Genomic DNA, 15,841 nt, shown 5'->3' on the forward strand with positions numbered 1-15,841 from the left:
AGGTTTTCTTCATGTGTCGAGGCGCAAGATTTTGCGCCTTAACTGTTTTAAAAAAATTAACTTCGTCTGTACTTAGCCGTGATTTCAAAAACATGTTCCAAGATCTTTTCTTCGACCTGATTAAACTCCAGGTCTCGTCTTTTCATCACTTCACGGGCTACTTCAAAGGCTTTATCGGTTTTAAAAGTTGTCATTCCGGCAGCGCCGCCCCAGCTAAAACTCGGTATAAAATTACGCGGAAAACCGCTTCCAAAAATGTTGGCGCTCACACCCACTACTGTCCCGGTATTAAACATGGTGTTGATACCACATTTGCTGTGATCGCCCATCATCAGTCCGCAAAACTGGAGCCCGGTGCGGGCAAAATTCTCGCTTTCATAATTCCATAAGCGCACTTCGGCATAATTATTTTTCAAATTGGAATTGTTAGTGTCTGCACCCAGGTTGCACCACTCGCCTATCACTGAGTTTCCTAAAAACCCATCATGGGCTTTATTGGAATATCCAAAAAACACTGAGTTGTTTACTTCTCCGCCAACCTTGCAATGAGGGCCCACCGTGGTGGGACCATAAATTTTTGCACCCATTTTCAAGGTGGAATGATCACACAAGGCAAACGGACCACGAATGGCACAGGCTTCCATGACTTCAGCGTCTTTACCAATGTAAATAGGACCTGCACTAGCGTTGAGCGATGCCAGCTCTACTTTGGCGCCTTCTTCGAGGAAAATGTTTTCTTTATGGATGCAAAAAACACTGTCTGGTATGGGTTGAGATTTTCGTCCTTGTGTAAGCAATTCAAAGTCGCGTTGAATAGCTTCACCGTTTAACCGGAAAATATCCCAGGTGTTGGAAATTTTCAGCACATCATTGTGGGTGTATTGAATGACTTCAAAATCATCAAAATTCACTTTCTGATTGTCTATGAAAAAGTATGCAATGGGACGGTCATCATCAAACAATGCCTGGTTTTCCTGAAGGTTTTTTACAATACCGGCCAGGTTTTCTGTGGGCAGATAAACCGGATTGATTTTTATGTTTTTATCGAGCGTGGTTATTGGAAATTTCTCAGAAAGATAGTCTTGTGTTTCCGTTGTGGTGGAAGCGTTGAGGTGTTTTTCCCATTTTTCGCGTAAGCTTAAAATTCCCACTCTGATTTCTGCTACCGGACGCGTATAGGTAAAGGGCAATAAATTGTTGCGCTCCGGTCCGTCAAATAATATAAAATTCATGGTTGCTGTGATTCAATGTTCAGTAAAAGTATTGAAAATTATGGTAAAATAGGAAACAAAAAAGCCTTCGATGACTCGAAGGCTTTTAAAAAAATATAATGCGAAATAATTATTTCTTGAATTTTGAGTATTTGTTCTTGAACTTATCGATACGCCCTGCGGTATCTACCAATTTAGATTTACCGGTATAGTATGGGTGAGAAGTTCTGGAGATTTCCAGTTTTACCAATGGATATTCTGCTCCATCTACTTCAATTGTCTCCTTTGTAACTGCGGTAGATTTAGAAAGAAACACATCGTCATTTGACATGTCTTTGAATGCTACTAATCTATAGTTTTCCGGGTGAATTCCTTGTTTCATATTGTTATGCTTTAAAAATCGTCGCTATTTTGAGGATGCAAATTTAAGCATTATTTTCAATTGAGCAATACTATTATTAAAAAAATTAGGCTGTGTTTTGTTTAGCTCCACTAAACTTCAAATCAAAAATGCAATTCCCGACAATAAAAATTAGGGCAATCGTATAAAATGATTTGAACCTTACTCCTTTATAATTTTAAAAATAGATTTTAACTCTCCAGCTTTGATTTCTGCAAAATAAACCCCATTTGAAAAACTAGAAACATCTATTGCTTGTTGGTTTGTGTCACTTTTTAAAACAATTTGCCCTTGAATGTTATAAAAAGTAACTTGGGTGATGGGGATGCTACTTTCAATTTTCAACACCTCACGCACAGGGTTTGGACTTATTTTAAATGGGTTTGTTTCTATATCATCAATACTCAAAATTTCATTGTTTCTGTACCAAAGCAATTTTCTGGTTTCCGGACCTGTACTACCCAATCCTGAATCTGTTATTAAAATATCCAGGTCACCGTCTGAATCAAAATCTGCAGTTTCTATTGACCATATTGCTAAGCGGTCATCATCTATGATTTGTTGAGGCCCAAAATTACCTAAACCATCCAGGTTTTCAAACCAGACCAATTTATCGCCAGTTACCGCGTGGTGGGTAGCGGCGATAATGTCATTATAACCATCGTTGTTCAAATCTGCTACATGCACCTTATAAAATTGTGCCAAATCAACAGACTCGTGAATGACTTCAATATTGAAATCATTAGGGTTCCCTTGGTTTTTATACAAATACAACCACCTGTCAATACCCGTAATGATATCTAAGAAGCCATCACCATCAATATCTAGCAACTGATGAGCTTGTCTTACCTGTAAATCATTCTGGTGACGTGTCCAACTAAGGCCATTGCCATCTGTATTTTCAAACCAATCAAACCCAAGGGCTCCTGAAGGCTCAAGGAAATCAATATCACCGTCTTGATCTAAATCAGCTATTGAGGGCACACGTGCTTGACTAATGTTTGGGTCTATGGTATGTAGCTCCCACAAGGTACCGAGGTTATTTAAATTTTCTGCCCAATACAGCCCATTGCCGTTGGTAATGCCCAAGAGCAAGTCTTTACTGCCATCTTGCCCCATATCTATTAGTTGAATACTTGAAGCTCTATTTAAATCTGAAAATATAATCTGTGCAGGGCCAAAATTTCCTGCACCGTCATTTTTATGCCATGCAAATTCATCATGTTGTCCATATGCTACAAGTATATCTATAAAGCCATCATTGTCAATATCATCTGAAGAAAACTGATATACTATGTTTGAATCCTCTCTGACAATAAAAGGCTCACTAAAATTACCTAAACCATTAACATTTTTACACCAAGCAAGGATTTCATCATCTACAAATGCTACATCTAGATGACCATCATAATCAAAATCAGCAGCAATTGCATATCTAAAATAACTTCCTTCATATATTACTCTAGGTGTTTCAAACTGTTGCGACCAACAATAAAAGGGCAACAAAAAAAATATTAATATTAATTTTTTCATTATTATAAAATTTGATAAAATCACCTCACTTAAAATTGTAAAAGAGTTGATTTTTATTTTTTATTGATTGTCTTTAATTATAACCGTTTGTTGTGTTGCCCCATCTTCATAAACTTTTTCTATTTTGTACAAACCGGGATCTATGGTATTGATCAGATTTGGGTTATTAATACTGGCAGAATCCTGTGGGTAAAGGGTTACATTGGTATTAAAAACATTATCGTTAAATTTAGTCAAGCTACCTCCAATCGCTGCTTTGTTCCAATTATCATAACATCTCTTTGGATCTAAAAGTGGATCATTAGATGGTATATTAGGAAAAATTATTTTAATAGCTGAATGGTTAGGATGTGTGATGTTATCAAAATTAGGTTCTTCTTTATTGAAACTTAATAAAAGTTGACTAGTACTTGAAAAAGTTGAGTTTCCCTCTTCATAAGGGGTTGGGGAAGAACAATCTTCTTCAGCAAAACAATCACAATTTACAAATCGATACTCAAAACCAGGTTGAAACAAGGGTTTATCAGCTGCTGGGTTTGATGGCCCTGCTACATAATATTCTCCTTTATAAGGCTCATATAAGGAAGCAATAGAGTTTTCAGATAAGGCAAAATGACCATCTTCATCAATTTGAATGGTTTCCCACGTTTTAATAAGTTGTCCGGGAGTAAATAGTATGTCGTTTACACACTCCCATGGCGCATAAGACATGATATTTTTATTGTCATAATCAAGAAATATTTGATAAGGTTCATCTAAGCAATCAATTCCTTTTGGATGCGATTCCCACGCACAGTCATTTTGATTATAATGCAACCAAGGTGTATAAGTATCCTCAGCCACTTCAGGGTCAATATTAAAATCTAGAATCAGTTCCCAGTAATGTTCTTTTCTGAAATCAGGTGCTGCCTGGGTATCAACTACTCTATCACCGGCTATATCAGCATTGTAGGGTTGTCCATTATTTGAGTTTCTATTAACTACTTCACAAGAAGTATTGTAGGGATTACCTTCTACATAAGGATAAATATATCCATCGTGAGGATGCCATAAACCTAGGTTGTGTCCCATTTCGTGTGCATTTAAACCAATTCTTGAAAAGTCTTGACCAAAATATTGATGCATACCAATTGCATTTTTGTGACGTAATGCTATACCAGCAAAATCATATGGTTTAAAAATGTAAATATTAATGGCATTTGTTTTATAATATTGATTGTTATTGGATTGAGCAAAATTTAGTAGTTCAGAAAAATTTTTATAACCCGGTTCATTATGACCTGATATTTCATAATACAGAGAATTATTAAAAGTTTCAAATCCTGTGTACTTAAAGTAAATATTATGTTTATTAAAACTTATGTTTAACATTTGAATAGACCTCAGTGCTCGTTCTTCAGTAATAGAAATATCATTTGGAGAACCAGGGGCTGTTCCGTCATCTTCGTTAATACCCCAATAGTATACATTAAAAACTATAGGATCATATGACATTAGTAATTGTGAGTCAGTAGAATTTGAATATCCTTCTGGGATATCAGAATCTGTTAAAGGAGAGGTTGCACAACCAACATCTTCATATTGAGCAACCAGAAGATTAGTTGAACATAAAATTAAAATACTGATAATCAATATTTTAATTAATTTTTGAGATAATGAGGGGGGGGGGGTAATTTGTTTTCATAATAAAAATGTTTATAGTTTGAAAACTAAGTTACTAATAAGTATTAAGAATATAACAAAAAAATGAGTAAATAATATAATAATAATTAGAATAAGATGTTCGCCTTCGCGCGAATTATGTGTAACGATTTTCTATATTTGTGTACTAACTTTCCAAACCAAAACTAAAGAATCATGGAGAACAACAATCAAATCATCAAAAAAAATGCTAGTGCGCAGGGTATTACACTAGGTATCATTTTAGCACTTAGTACCACTTTAATGTATGCACTGAACCCCGATATGTTTACAAAATGGTGGGTAGGCATATTAAGTTTCTTAATTGTCATTGTTTTTGGAATTATATCTGTTTCAAAATCAAAAGGAAAACTCAATGGCTTTATAAGTTTTAAAGAAGCGTTTACTTCCTACTTTATTACTGTTGCTCTTGGTTATTTCATTAGCACTTTGATGGGTATCTTAATTTTTAGTATTATTGATCCTGAAATGGCTCAGTATATTCAGGAAAAAGCGATAGAAACTACCAGAGGTTTTATGGAAGGTTTTGGAGCTCCTGAAGAGGAAATTGATAAAGCTTTAGCTAAAATGAGCGAACAGGATAACTTTTCAATTGTATCACAACTTAAATCATACATTTTTGGGTTGGCGTTTTTAAGTGTTTTAGGCCTATTAGTTGCGCTTATTTTTAAGAGAAAAGACCCTAGTTTAGAATAAAATAAATGAATCTTTCCATTGTCATTCCGTTATTAAATGAACAAGAATCATTGAATGAATTACACCATTGGATTGCAGCTGTGATGCAATCCAATGGTTTTTCATATGAAATCATTTTTATTGATGATGGAAGTACTGATGGAAGTTGGGACATTATTTTAGCGCTCTCCAAAAAGTATCCCGAAGTGAAAGGCATCCGCTTTTTGAGAAATTTCGGGAAATCACAAGCCCTGCATGCCGGTTTTGAAAAAGCTTCCGGAGAGGTTGTAATCACAATGGATGCTGATCTACAGGACAATCCTGAAGAGATTCCAGAGCTGTACAATTTGATTATGGAAGGCAACCACGATTTGGTTTCCGGCTGGAAGAAAAAAAGGTATGACAGTAAACTCACTAAAAACTTACCATCCAAACTTTTTAATTTTGCTGCCCGAAAAACTTCCGGGGTTCAATTAAACGATTTCAATTGCGGACTGAAAGCTTATAAACAAGAAGTTATCAAAAACATTGAAGTCACCGGCGAAATGCATCGGTATATTCCGGTCCTGGCAAAAAATGCCGGCTATTCCAAAATTACCGAAAAAGTAGTACAACATCAAGCCCGAAAATATGGCACGACTAAATTTGGCGTCAACCGTTTTATGAATGGCTTTTTAGATTTAATCACCATCTGGTTTTTAAGTAGGTTTGGAAAACAACCTATGCATCTTTTTGGAGCCTGGGGCGCCTTGATTTTATTTATTGGTTTTATTCTCACGCTTTATCTTGGTATTGACAAAATGTTTCTCAATCCCGGTGGAAGACTTATCACTGACCGACCTCAGTTTTACATAGCACTTACCGCCATGGTGATTGGGTCGCAGTTATTTCTGGCCGGTTTTTTAGGTGAAATAATTTTACGGAACAACAAGCACAAAGACAATTATAAAATCAGTGATCAAGTCAATCTTGATTAACGATTTTCTAACAAATCAATCTCCCCAACTTTAGTTACCTTTGTTGTTTAAATCATTTCATATCCATGATCTATATAAAACCCGAAATACTTGAGAAAGTCAATCAATGGCTTACTCCTGCTTTTGATAACAATACCCAGCAACAAATCAAAGAACTTATTGCCCACAACCCTCAGGAACTGGAAGAAAGTTTTTATCAAAACATTACTTTTGGTACCGGCGGTATGCGTGGCATTGTAGGGGTTGGTAACAACCGTATCAACAAGTATACGTTGGGAAAAAACACCCAGGGCATTTCAAATTATATCAAAAAACAATTTCCCGGTGAAACACATAAAGTCGCCATCGCTTATGACTGCCGCCACAACAGTGCTGAACTCGCCAAAGTAGTGGCCGATGTTTTTTCTGCCAACGACATTCAGGTTTATTTATTTTCAGAATTGCGCCCCACTCCTGAGCTTTCTTTTGCTGTAACTCACCTGGAGTGTCATTGTGGTATTGTTTTAACCGCTTCTCACAATCCACCCGAATACAACGGCTATAAAGTTTACTGGAACGACGGCGGGCAATTGGTTCCCCCGCAAGATCAAGAAGTGACTGATGAAATCAATGCGCTCAAATTTGAAGACATTCTGTTTGAAGCCAAAGAATCTTTAATTCACTATATTGACACTGATATAGATGAAGCTTTTATAAATGCATCGTTAAAAAACGGAAGTTTTGGCACTTCAACAAAAGCCAAACAAGGCCTAAAGATTGTGTTTACCTCCCTGCACGGTACTTCCATTAAACTCAATCCGGTGGTACTGGAACGTGCCGGCTATACAGATGTTCACATTGTTAAAGAACAAGCCGAGCCCAATGGCGATTTCCCCACAGTAAAATCACCCAATCCTGAAGAACCCGAAGCCTTAAAAATGGCCCTTGCGCTGGCAGACAAAATCAATGCCGACATCGTCATTGGCACCGATCCTGATGGTGACCGACTGGGAGTTGCTGTGAGAAATCCCGATGGCAAAATGACTTTGTTAAACGGCAACCAAACCATGGCCATGATGAGTGATTTTCTACTGAATTTTCATTCCAAAAACAACACACTGCAAGGGAATGCCTTTATAGCATCAACCATCGTTTCAACTCCTATGATGCTTAAAATAGCTGAAAAATATAATACCGAATGCAAAGTGGGTCTTACCGGTTTTAAATGGATCGCCAAAATGATTAAAGACCACCCGGCTCAACAATTTATTGGTGGTGGCGAAGAAAGTTTTGGATACATGGTGAGTGATTTTGTGAGGGATAAAGACTCGGTGACTGCTACTTTACTGGCTTGTGAAATGGCTGCTCAACAAAAAGAAAAGGGGAAAACACTGTATGACTACCTCATCAGTTTGTATCAGGAACACGGGTTTTACAAAGAACATCTTGTGTCTATGGTAAAAAAAGGGATTGAAGGAGCTGAAGAAATCAAACAAATGATGGTGGAATTAAGAGCAAATCCGCTGAAAGAAATTGCCGGTTCAAAAGTGACTGTTCTGGAAGATTATCAAACGGGGATTGCTAAAAACCTCTTGACAGGCACCGAAGAAAAAATTGACATTCCGACGTCCAACGTACTTATATACTATACCGAAGATGGAACAAAGGTTGCTGCCCGACCCAGTGGAACCGAGCCTAAAATCAAATTTTATATCAGTGTGAATTTACCTTTACAAAATAAAGGTGATTACAAAAGAGTGTCTGAAAAACTGGATGAAAAAATTGTATCAATTTTAAAGTCAATAAACATATAAACTAAAGACTTAACTTTGAGTTGACTTTAAAAATCAAAAACTATTGATGAAATACTTCAAAAAAATCCTTCGCTTTGCGATACCTTATAAAACGTATGCCATACTAAATATTGTCTCTAATATTTTTTATGCGTTGTTCAGCACCCTCGCTATGTTGTCGCTCTTTCCTATGATGAAAGTACTTTTTGACAATACCAAGCAACTTCAAACTAAACCTGTCTGGACCGGTTTAAACAATGCTAAAGAATATCTGGAAAACTCCTTGAATTATTTTGTCACCCAACAAAAAAGTCAGGGTGTTGATGATGTATTGATTTTTATGGTCATCCTGGTTATTAGTATGTTTTTACTCAAAAACCTGTTCAATTACCTGGCGATGTATTTCATTACTTTTTTACGCAACGGTGTCTTGAAAGACGTGCGCAATGCGATGTACAAAAAAACCATTGAATTACCGCTTTCACATTATTCTGAAAAACGTAAAGGAGACACCATTGCCAGAATCACCAGTGATGTTTTGGAAATTCAACATTCGTTTTTATCTATACTCGAATTAATTGTAAGAGAACCGCTCACGATAATTTTTACTATTGTTGCGATGTTCCTGATCAGTGTTGAACTCACCATTTTTGTATTTATATTTTTACCGATTTCAGGCTTTATCATTTCGTTGATTGGTAAATCTCTGAAGCGTAAATCTGACAGAGTTCAAAAAGAACAAGGCTATTTCTTATCTATTTTGGAAGAAAGTCTTGGAGGGTTGAAAATTATAAAAGGGTTTAATGCGGAAAATATTTTTACGGATAAATTCAAAAACTCAACCCAAAGATTTTACAACTTTTCAAACAAACTACTCAACCGGCAAAACCTGGCCTCACCGGCAAGTGAGTTTTTAGGAATCTCAGTAATAGCAGTATTACTCTGGTATGGAGGAAAGCTTGTGTTAATTGACGAAACACTAGATCCTGAAATGTTTCTCGTCTATATGGGGCTTGCCTATCAAATATTGACACCGGCAAAAGCAATTTCCAAAGCCTCTTACAGTGTCAAAAAAGGCAATGCTGCCGCTGAACGAATTTTAGAAATTCTTGAAACAGAAAATGTAATAAAAGACAAGCACGATGCTGTTGAGAAGGATGAATTTCAAAACATATTAAGCCTCACTGATATCTCATTTAAATATGAAAATGAACTTGTACTGAAAAACTTCACACTCGATGTAAAGAAAGGACAAACGGTGGCATTGGTGGGCCAAAGCGGAAGTGGAAAAAGTACGATTGCAAATCTCCTTACCCGTTTCTATGATGTAAATAACGGAGCAATCACAATTGACGGGATGGACATCAGAAACATTAAATTAAATTCACTCAGAAATTTAATGGGGCTAGTCACTCAAGATTCTATTTTATTCAACGACACTGTGAGAGGCAACTTAAAGATTGGAAAAGAAAATGCAACTGATAAAGAAATCATTGACGCACTTAAAATTGCCAACGCCTGGGAATTTATTGAAAATCTACCGCAACAACTTGACACTAATATTGGTGATAGCGGTAACAAACTCAGCGGCGGACAAAAGCAACGTCTCAGCATTGCCCGTGCTGTTTTGAAAAACCCACCCATAATGATCCTAGACGAGGCTACTTCAGCACTTGATACTGAAAGTGAACGCCTGGTTCAAAATGCTCTTGAAAAAATGATGCAAAACAGGACCTCCATTGTCATAGCACATAGGCTCTCAACGATTCAAAATGCAAATAAAATAGTTGTGTTATCAAAAGGGGAAATTGTAGAACAGGGAACCCATCAAGAGTTACTTGCCAATAAAGGAGTGTATTTCAGCCTTATTGAAATGCAGTCGTTTGATTAAGCAGAGATTGCATACTAAATAAAAAAAAAGCGAACTTTTTAGTTCGCTTTTTTATTTAATCTGTCGCTTTATTTGGGGCACAAAGCAACGATGTTTTGCATAAGTAGAGTGTAAAAGTAAAACATAAAAAGTTATCAAACAAATATTTTTTGTATTTTATCTGTGTTTTTTGTATTTCATCGATTTTTATAACTATTTAATAAGTGTCATTCCTACATTTTCAACAGCCCTTCAAGTTAAATTAAACTCATTCATTTAAAAGACCTAAAAATAAAAGGCAGGTCCTTTAGAACCTGCCTTTCCCAAACTTGTTAACTATTACAATTGGGGCATATAATAGTAAACATAACCGCATAAGATGGTGTAAAGATAATAAGATTTTTCTTACAAAAAAATAAATTTAGCTTTTTGTCTATCTTTTTTGCATTTCGTCTATTAAATTGCTCATTTTGTGCACCATTAGTTTTTACAGTTTTAATCCTTTTCCTGTATCTTTAGTCTAATTTTAAAAATCATTTCTTTGGTTGAAGAAACACAGTTTATAAACGAGCTCCAGTCTGAACAAACAAAAGACGCTGCTTTTAAAGAGCTTATCCGCCTTTATAAAAAGAGATTGTATTGGCACATTAGAAAAATGGTTTTAAATCATGATGATACTGATGATGTGTTGCAAAACTCCTTTATTAAAATATATAAAAACATTCATCTATTTAAAGGGGAAAGTAAATTATATTCCTGGATGTACCGCATTGCAACCAATGAGGCCATTACATTTCTCAATAAAAAAGCAAAACACACAGGCACTACTTCAGAGGAGCTAAAACAAAATACCCTTAAAAACCTTGAAGCAGATGTTTATTTTGAAGGGACAGAAATTCAGTTGAAACTACAACAAGCCATTGCAACACTCCCTGAAAAACAACAGCTGGTGTTCAATATGAAATATTTTGATGAGCTGACCTATGAAGAGCTCTCCGAAATTTTAGACACCTCAGTAGGTGCCTTAAAAAGTTCCTATCACATTGCAGTAAAAAAAATAACTGCAATTTTAACCGAGGATTAAACCATGTATGAAATTTAAAGTCTTATAAACAAGATGAGTAAAAACACCCTAAATATAAAAAAGCACGGATTTAAAACACCTGAGGGTTATTTTGACGCATTGGAAACTAAAATTATTGACACAGTTAAGTTGAGTTCTAAAATGCCTCAGGAAGTTCCTTTTAAAGTTCCGAAAAATTATTTTGATACCCTTTCGGAAAAGATTGAAATGAATACCATTTCCAAAACAAAGAAAACCAAAGTCATTTCTTTGTTTGCCTATAGGCCTTTAAGATATGTGGCCAGTATCGCTGCTGTTCTTGCAGTATTATTTTCGATTTTTATCTTTCAGAACAATCTCACTTTCAAGTCTGAAGCATCCTTGAGTGATGTTTCAGAATACATCGAAAATGAACTAATCTATTTTTCAGATCTAGAATTACAGGAGCTCATTTCAGAACAACCAATCAATGACGAAGTGTCAAATACCACAATTTCAAATGAAGAATTATTAGATTATCTTTCATACACACTCAGGGATGATCACATTTTTAATGAATAAAAACCTATCCCCATGAAAAAAACAACTATCCTCTTTATCCTTGCACTCAGTGTAGTAAGCATTGGTTTTGGGCAAAAGAAGAGTCACGACGAAATTAAAGCACTTAAAACTGCTTTCATCACACAACAACTTGAATTAACATCTTCAGAAGCAGAAAAGTTCTGGCCGGTGTATAATTCTTATGACTCAGAAATTCACAAGTTAAGAAAAGAGTATCGCGACCATGTTAAAACAGCCTTCGAAGGTGACATGGATACTGTTTCACAGCAAGATGCAGCTGAAATTCTTCAACATATTAAACAACATCGGGAAAAAGAAAACAGGCTGGAAACCCAATTAGAATCAGATTTGGTCAAACAACTTGGAGCCAAAAGAGTTTTAAAACTTAAAAAAGCGGAATATGATTTTAAGATGCAGCTTTTAAAAAAGTATCGCGGAAGAAAAAAATAAGTTGATTATCTGAAAGTAAGTTTGGAGATTTTATTATTTCCCGAAGCAAAAGCAATACTATCGTTTACAAACTCTATCGCAAAAAATGCTTCTGAACTGAGCTCATTCCAGGTCAAACCACGATCTGCTGAGTAAGCAATACCGGGTGAACCAACTGCTACAATTCCGTCACCTCCTCTACCGGGTATAAATTTCACAGATGACCGATACCCCGGCCCGGAACCATCGCTTATTAAATTCCAGGTTTTACCGCCATCTTCTGTCAAAGCTTTATTGGATGTGTTATTCTCTTTATTTTCCCAATCACCCCCAAAAATAATTCCGGTGTTTTCATCATAAAAATCAATGCTGTAAATCCCTGTCATCTTCCCTCCCTGTATGATGGGAGTTTCATATACATCCCAACTTTTTCCTTTATTGGGCGTATGAAATACACGTGCTTTTTTCCCGCCACTGGCTATCCAGGCATGGGTTCCATAAACTGCTATATTTGAATTACTTGCTGCAAAAGCGGCTTCTCCTTCCGAAATTTTTGGCAGTAAATCACACGACAATTTTGTCCAGTTATTCCCACTATCACTGGTCAATAATACACTTAAACAATCTGATGTGGGATCGCCCATTGCGATTCCGGTGGTGTCATCCCAAAATTGAATGGCATCATAAAACACCTTTTCCCCCTCTTCCAGATAGACCTGTTCCAGTGAAGTTGCTTCCAATCCGTCAAATCCAATTTTATAAAGTACACCCGGATTAGCGATACTTAACACAAAAACAGCACTACTGGTTTTTGCAATAGCGCGAAAATGCAGTAAACTATCTTGATATCTTATTACCGCCAGTTTTGGTGTTTTATTATCAATCAAACCCACTTTACCAAAATTTCCGGCAAACCATACCCTGTTTTCATCAACAGGATCCAGAGCTCTTATACTTACTGAGTCAGTATATATTCGCTCAATCACAACCTCTTCAAAAGCAGGTTTAGTTGATTTTGTCTCACTTGTGCAAAAAGTTAGTAGCAATGCTATAAAAAATAGACCAATCGTTCTCATTCTCTAAATTTTGGCTAAATATAAAAACAATTTAATGAGATTGTAATACCTTTGCCGATTACTTATAAGAAGTGAGTTGATCTACTTTTTTTAGAGTAACAATTAAATTGTTTCGCTTATGCGAAACAATATTATGTATTGATTGTTGTATAATAAAAATGACAATCATTAAAACAAAAAACCCAAATGCGATTACACCGAAATTTAGTCTTTGCCTCCATAGATGCACTCAACGAGATCTTTAACGAAAACAAGTATGCAGACAAGGCAATACAGGGGACGTTAAAGAGAGATAAACGCTGGGGCGCTCGTGATCGCAGTTTTATTGCTGAAATGGTCTATGACATTGTTCGCTGGAAACGGTTGTATGCAGAAATAGCAGAAGTTAAAGAACCCTTTGACCGTCAAAAGCTATTTCGTTTGTTTACTGTTTGGGCCACTCTTAAAGGCATAGCACTCCCCGATTGGAAACAACTTGAGGATACTCCCACCCGAAGAATAAAAGGACGCTTTGACGAACTATCAAAAATCAGAAAATACAGAGAATCCATCCCTGATTGGTTAGACGAACTGGGACAAAAAGAACTCGGCAAAAAATGGGATGCTGAAATTGCCGCACTCAATGTGGAAGCAGATGTTGTTTTAAGAACCAATACACTTAAAACTACTCCCGAAAAGTTAAAAGCAATTTTGTTTGATCTCGATTTAGAAACTGAACCGGTTCAAGGTGTTCCAAATGCCCTAAAACTAAAAGAACGTGCGAATGTTTTTCAAACACCGGCATTTAAAGATGGTTGGTTTGAAGTGCAGGATGCCTCCTCACAATTGGTAGCAGATTTCCTCGATGTCAAACCCGGAATGAGAGTTGTTGATGCCTGCGCAGGAGCCGGTGGAAAAGCGCTTCACCTGGCATCACTAATGGAAAATAAAGGGCAATTAATTGCTTTAGATATATACGCTAATAAACTTAACGAGCTCAAAAGAAGAGCCAAACGCGCCGGTGCTTTCAACATCGAAACAAGACATATTGATAGTACCAAAGTGATTAAAAAACTTCACGAAAAAGCGGATAGGGTTTTAATCGATGCCCCCTGTTCAGGATTGGGTGTTTTGAGAAGAAACCCCGATGCTAAATGGAAATTGCAACCCGATTTTATTGAAAATATAAAACAGACACAAGCTGAAATTCTTGATCAGTATTCAAAAATGGTCAAGCCCGGTGGTCAATTGGTATACGCAACCTGCTCAATATTACCTTCAGAAAATGATAAACAAATTAAGAAATTCTTAAACTCCGAAAACGGGAAAAGTTTTAATTTAGCCAAAGAAAAAACCATTTTACCTTCAAAATCAGGTTATGATGGCTTTTATATGGCTTTACTTACAAAAACAGAATAACTAAAAGTCCCAAAACAGGAAATTTATAAATTGATATCATTTCCCATAAAATAAAATAACTGGATTTAAAAAACTAAAATTAATCTTGATGAAAAAAATCTTAACTATTGCGCTTTGTTTACTGACCTACGTTACTTATTCCCAACAACCCTATTACGATGATGTTAACTTAACCCTCACAGGGCAGGCATTGTATAATGAGTTACAACAAAAAATTTCAGCATACAATACTTCATTTACCTATGGGGATGCGCGTGATGTGTTGGTATTCACAGATGAAGACCCTGATAATTCAAACAACGTACTTTTAATTTACGGTTATAATGATAATGACGGAAACTGTACTACAGACCGATCCAGAGACAAAGATGACTTTGGTGGGGTGTCCTGTGAGTACAACCGCGAACACGTGTTTGCGCGGTCACAACCGGTTCCTGATATGGGAGATGTAAATAACGGGACAACCGGAATTGGTGCAGATCCACATAACCTCAGAGCATCAGACCAGCAAATGAATAACAACAGAGGCAGTAAAAAATTTCAAGATGGCAGTGGGTTCGCAGGTGATGTGGGAAGTGGTAACTGGTACCCGGGTGATGAGTGGAAAGGTGATGTCGCCAGAATGATCATGTATATGTACACACGGTATGGCGAACAATGCCTGCCTTCCTTTGCAGGAGTTGGAAGCACTCAGGGAAGCACTCAAATGCTCCAAACATTTTTAGAATGGAATGCCGAAGACCCCGTGAATATTTATGAAGATCAACGAAACGACTATCTTCAAGCAGCTTATAGCAATCGCAACCCTTTTATTGACAATCCTGTATTAGCTACTATTATTTGGGGCGGACCCCAGGCAGAAGACCGTTGGGGGTTGTTAAGCACTCAAACAGTAACTGCTTTTGAATTTGTGATGTATCCCAACCCAAATGCAGATAAGAAACTTACCATTCAATCCAATGCTACTATCGAGTCTGTTGTCATTTATAATATCAACGGACAAATTGAATTGAATATTCAAAACCCTGAATCCTCTAAACAAACCATAGATTTGAATAACCTAAGAGAAGGTTTTTATCTGGTTAATATAAACTCTAACAAAGAGACTTCTACGAAAAAGCTTATTATAAAATAAGTTTAAACGCTACAATTAATTTAAGCCCGAAACAAAAATT

At 36.4% G+C, this 15,841-nt stretch carries 14 protein-coding genes; 9 read left to right on the top strand and 5 right to left on the bottom strand.

Going from position 1 to position 15,841, the window contains the following annotated elements; genetic code table 11:
- Positions 1-56 precede the first annotated feature (56 nt).
- The 4 genes from IEV69_RS03505 to IEV69_RS03520 all read right to left on the bottom strand — a co-directional run bounded on the left by IEV69_RS03505 (position 57) and on the right by IEV69_RS03520 (position 4,776).
- Positions 57-1,232: a GlmU family protein gene (locus tag IEV69_RS03505; protein WP_188439505.1), complete on the bottom strand. Its 1,176-nt coding sequence runs from the start codon at positions 1,230-1,232 to the stop codon at positions 57-59.
- A 109-nt stretch (positions 1,233-1,341) separates the two neighbouring features.
- Positions 1,342-1,593, bottom strand: coding sequence for a type B 50S ribosomal protein L31 (locus tag IEV69_RS03510; RefSeq protein ID WP_188439507.1), 252 nt, complete (start codon positions 1,591-1,593; stop codon positions 1,342-1,344).
- A 180-nt stretch (positions 1,594-1,773) separates the two neighbouring features.
- Positions 1,774-3,144, bottom strand: coding sequence for a T9SS type A sorting domain-containing protein (locus tag IEV69_RS03515; RefSeq protein ID WP_188439509.1), 1,371 nt, complete (start codon positions 3,142-3,144; stop codon positions 1,774-1,776).
- Between the two features lie 60 nt (positions 3,145-3,204).
- Positions 3,205-4,776, bottom strand: a complete 1,572-nt coding sequence (locus IEV69_RS03520; RefSeq protein ID WP_188439511.1) for a hypothetical protein — start codon at positions 4,774-4,776, stop codon at positions 3,205-3,207.
- Between the two features lie 225 nt (positions 4,777-5,001).
- Between IEV69_RS03520 and IEV69_RS03525 the strand changes: the two genes are divergently transcribed.
- From IEV69_RS03525 to IEV69_RS03555, 7 genes are all read left to right on the top strand, one after another.
- A complete protein-coding gene (locus IEV69_RS03525) occupies positions 5,002-5,541 on the top strand; it encodes a DUF4199 domain-containing protein (protein ID WP_188439513.1) in 540 nt (179 codons plus the stop codon).
- A gap of 5 nt (positions 5,542-5,546) precedes the next feature.
- Positions 5,547-6,497 (top strand): glycosyltransferase family 2 protein, encoded by a 951-nt coding sequence (locus IEV69_RS03530; RefSeq protein ID WP_188439515.1) that lies wholly within the window; start codon positions 5,547-5,549, stop codon positions 6,495-6,497.
- Between the two features lie 65 nt (positions 6,498-6,562).
- Positions 6,563-8,290: a phospho-sugar mutase gene (locus IEV69_RS03535; RefSeq protein ID WP_188439516.1), complete on the top strand. Its 1,728-nt coding sequence runs from the start codon at positions 6,563-6,565 to the stop codon at positions 8,288-8,290.
- A gap of 46 nt (positions 8,291-8,336) precedes the next feature.
- Positions 8,337-10,160 carry an ABC transporter ATP-binding protein gene (locus IEV69_RS03540; RefSeq protein ID WP_188439518.1) on the top strand — a complete coding sequence of 608 codons (1,824 nt, stop codon included), beginning with the start codon at positions 8,337-8,339 and terminating at the stop codon, positions 10,158-10,160.
- A 520-nt stretch (positions 10,161-10,680) separates the two neighbouring features.
- Complete coding sequence (locus IEV69_RS03545; RefSeq protein WP_188439520.1) at positions 10,681-11,223, top strand: RNA polymerase sigma factor; 543 nt, start codon at positions 10,681-10,683, stop codon at positions 11,221-11,223.
- 33 nt (positions 11,224-11,256) lie between these two features.
- Positions 11,257-11,763: a hypothetical protein gene (locus tag IEV69_RS03550; protein ID WP_188439522.1), complete on the top strand. Its 507-nt coding sequence runs from the start codon at positions 11,257-11,259 to the stop codon at positions 11,761-11,763.
- A gap of 12 nt (positions 11,764-11,775) precedes the next feature.
- Positions 11,776-12,213 carry a hypothetical protein gene (locus IEV69_RS03555; protein WP_188439524.1) on the top strand — a complete coding sequence of 146 codons (438 nt, stop codon included), beginning with the start codon at positions 11,776-11,778 and terminating at the stop codon, positions 12,211-12,213.
- A 5-nt stretch (positions 12,214-12,218) separates the two neighbouring features.
- Here the strand turns inward: IEV69_RS03555 and IEV69_RS03560 are convergent, their stop codons facing one another.
- Positions 12,219-13,268 (bottom strand): WD40/YVTN/BNR-like repeat-containing protein, encoded by a 1,050-nt coding sequence (locus IEV69_RS03560; RefSeq protein ID WP_188439526.1) that lies wholly within the window; start codon positions 13,266-13,268, stop codon positions 12,219-12,221.
- Positions 13,269-13,454: 186 nt separating this feature from the next.
- On the opposite strand from IEV69_RS03560, the gene IEV69_RS03565 reads away from it, so the two are divergent.
- Together IEV69_RS03565 and IEV69_RS03570 are read left to right on the top strand one after the other, a co-directional pair.
- The gene (locus IEV69_RS03565; protein ID WP_188439528.1) at positions 13,455-14,666 is read left to right on the top strand and encodes an RsmB/NOP family class I SAM-dependent RNA methyltransferase; all 1,212 of its coding nucleotides are present in this window, start codon (positions 13,455-13,457) and stop codon (positions 14,664-14,666) included.
- An 88-nt stretch (positions 14,667-14,754) separates the two neighbouring features.
- Positions 14,755-15,801, top strand: coding sequence for an endonuclease (locus IEV69_RS03570; protein ID WP_188439530.1), 1,047 nt, complete (start codon positions 14,755-14,757; stop codon positions 15,799-15,801).
- Positions 15,802-15,841 lie beyond the last annotated feature (40 nt).

The organism is Planktosalinus lacus (genome assembly GCF_014640155.1).
Classification (GTDB): Bacteria; Bacteroidota; Bacteroidia; order Flavobacteriales; family Flavobacteriaceae; genus Planktosalinus; species Planktosalinus lacus.

Bases quoted from the DNA above. Each gene is read 5' to 3' on its own strand.
- IEV69_RS03515 (WP_188439509.1), bottom strand. From the start codon at position 3,144: ATGAAAAAATTAATATTAATATTTTTTTTGTTGCCCTTTTATTGTTGG.
- IEV69_RS03560 (WP_188439526.1), bottom strand. From the start codon at position 13,268: ATGAGAACGATTGGTCTATTTTTTATAGCATTGCTACTAACTTTTTGC.
- IEV69_RS03555 (WP_188439524.1), top strand. From the start codon at position 11,776: ATGAAAAAAACAACTATCCTCTTTATCCTTGCACTCAGTGTAGTAAGC.
- IEV69_RS03505 (WP_188439505.1), bottom strand. From the start codon at position 1,232: ATGAATTTTATATTATTTGACGGACCGGAGCGCAACAATTTATTGCCC.
- IEV69_RS03535 (WP_188439516.1), top strand. From the start codon at position 6,563: ATGATCTATATAAAACCCGAAATACTTGAGAAAGTCAATCAATGGCTT.
- IEV69_RS03525 (WP_188439513.1), top strand. From the start codon at position 5,002: ATGGAGAACAACAATCAAATCATCAAAAAAAATGCTAGTGCGCAGGGT.
- IEV69_RS03540 (WP_188439518.1), top strand. From the start codon at position 8,337: ATGAAATACTTCAAAAAAATCCTTCGCTTTGCGATACCTTATAAAACG.
- IEV69_RS03570 (WP_188439530.1), top strand. From the start codon at position 14,755: ATGAAAAAAATCTTAACTATTGCGCTTTGTTTACTGACCTACGTTACT.
- IEV69_RS03530 (WP_188439515.1), top strand. From the start codon at position 5,547: ATGAATCTTTCCATTGTCATTCCGTTATTAAATGAACAAGAATCATTG.
- IEV69_RS03510 (WP_188439507.1), bottom strand. From the start codon at position 1,593: ATGAAACAAGGAATTCACCCGGAAAACTATAGATTAGTAGCATTCAAA.
- IEV69_RS03565 (WP_188439528.1), top strand. From the start codon at position 13,455: ATGCGATTACACCGAAATTTAGTCTTTGCCTCCATAGATGCACTCAAC.
- IEV69_RS03550 (WP_188439522.1), top strand. From the start codon at position 11,257: ATGAGTAAAAACACCCTAAATATAAAAAAGCACGGATTTAAAACACCT.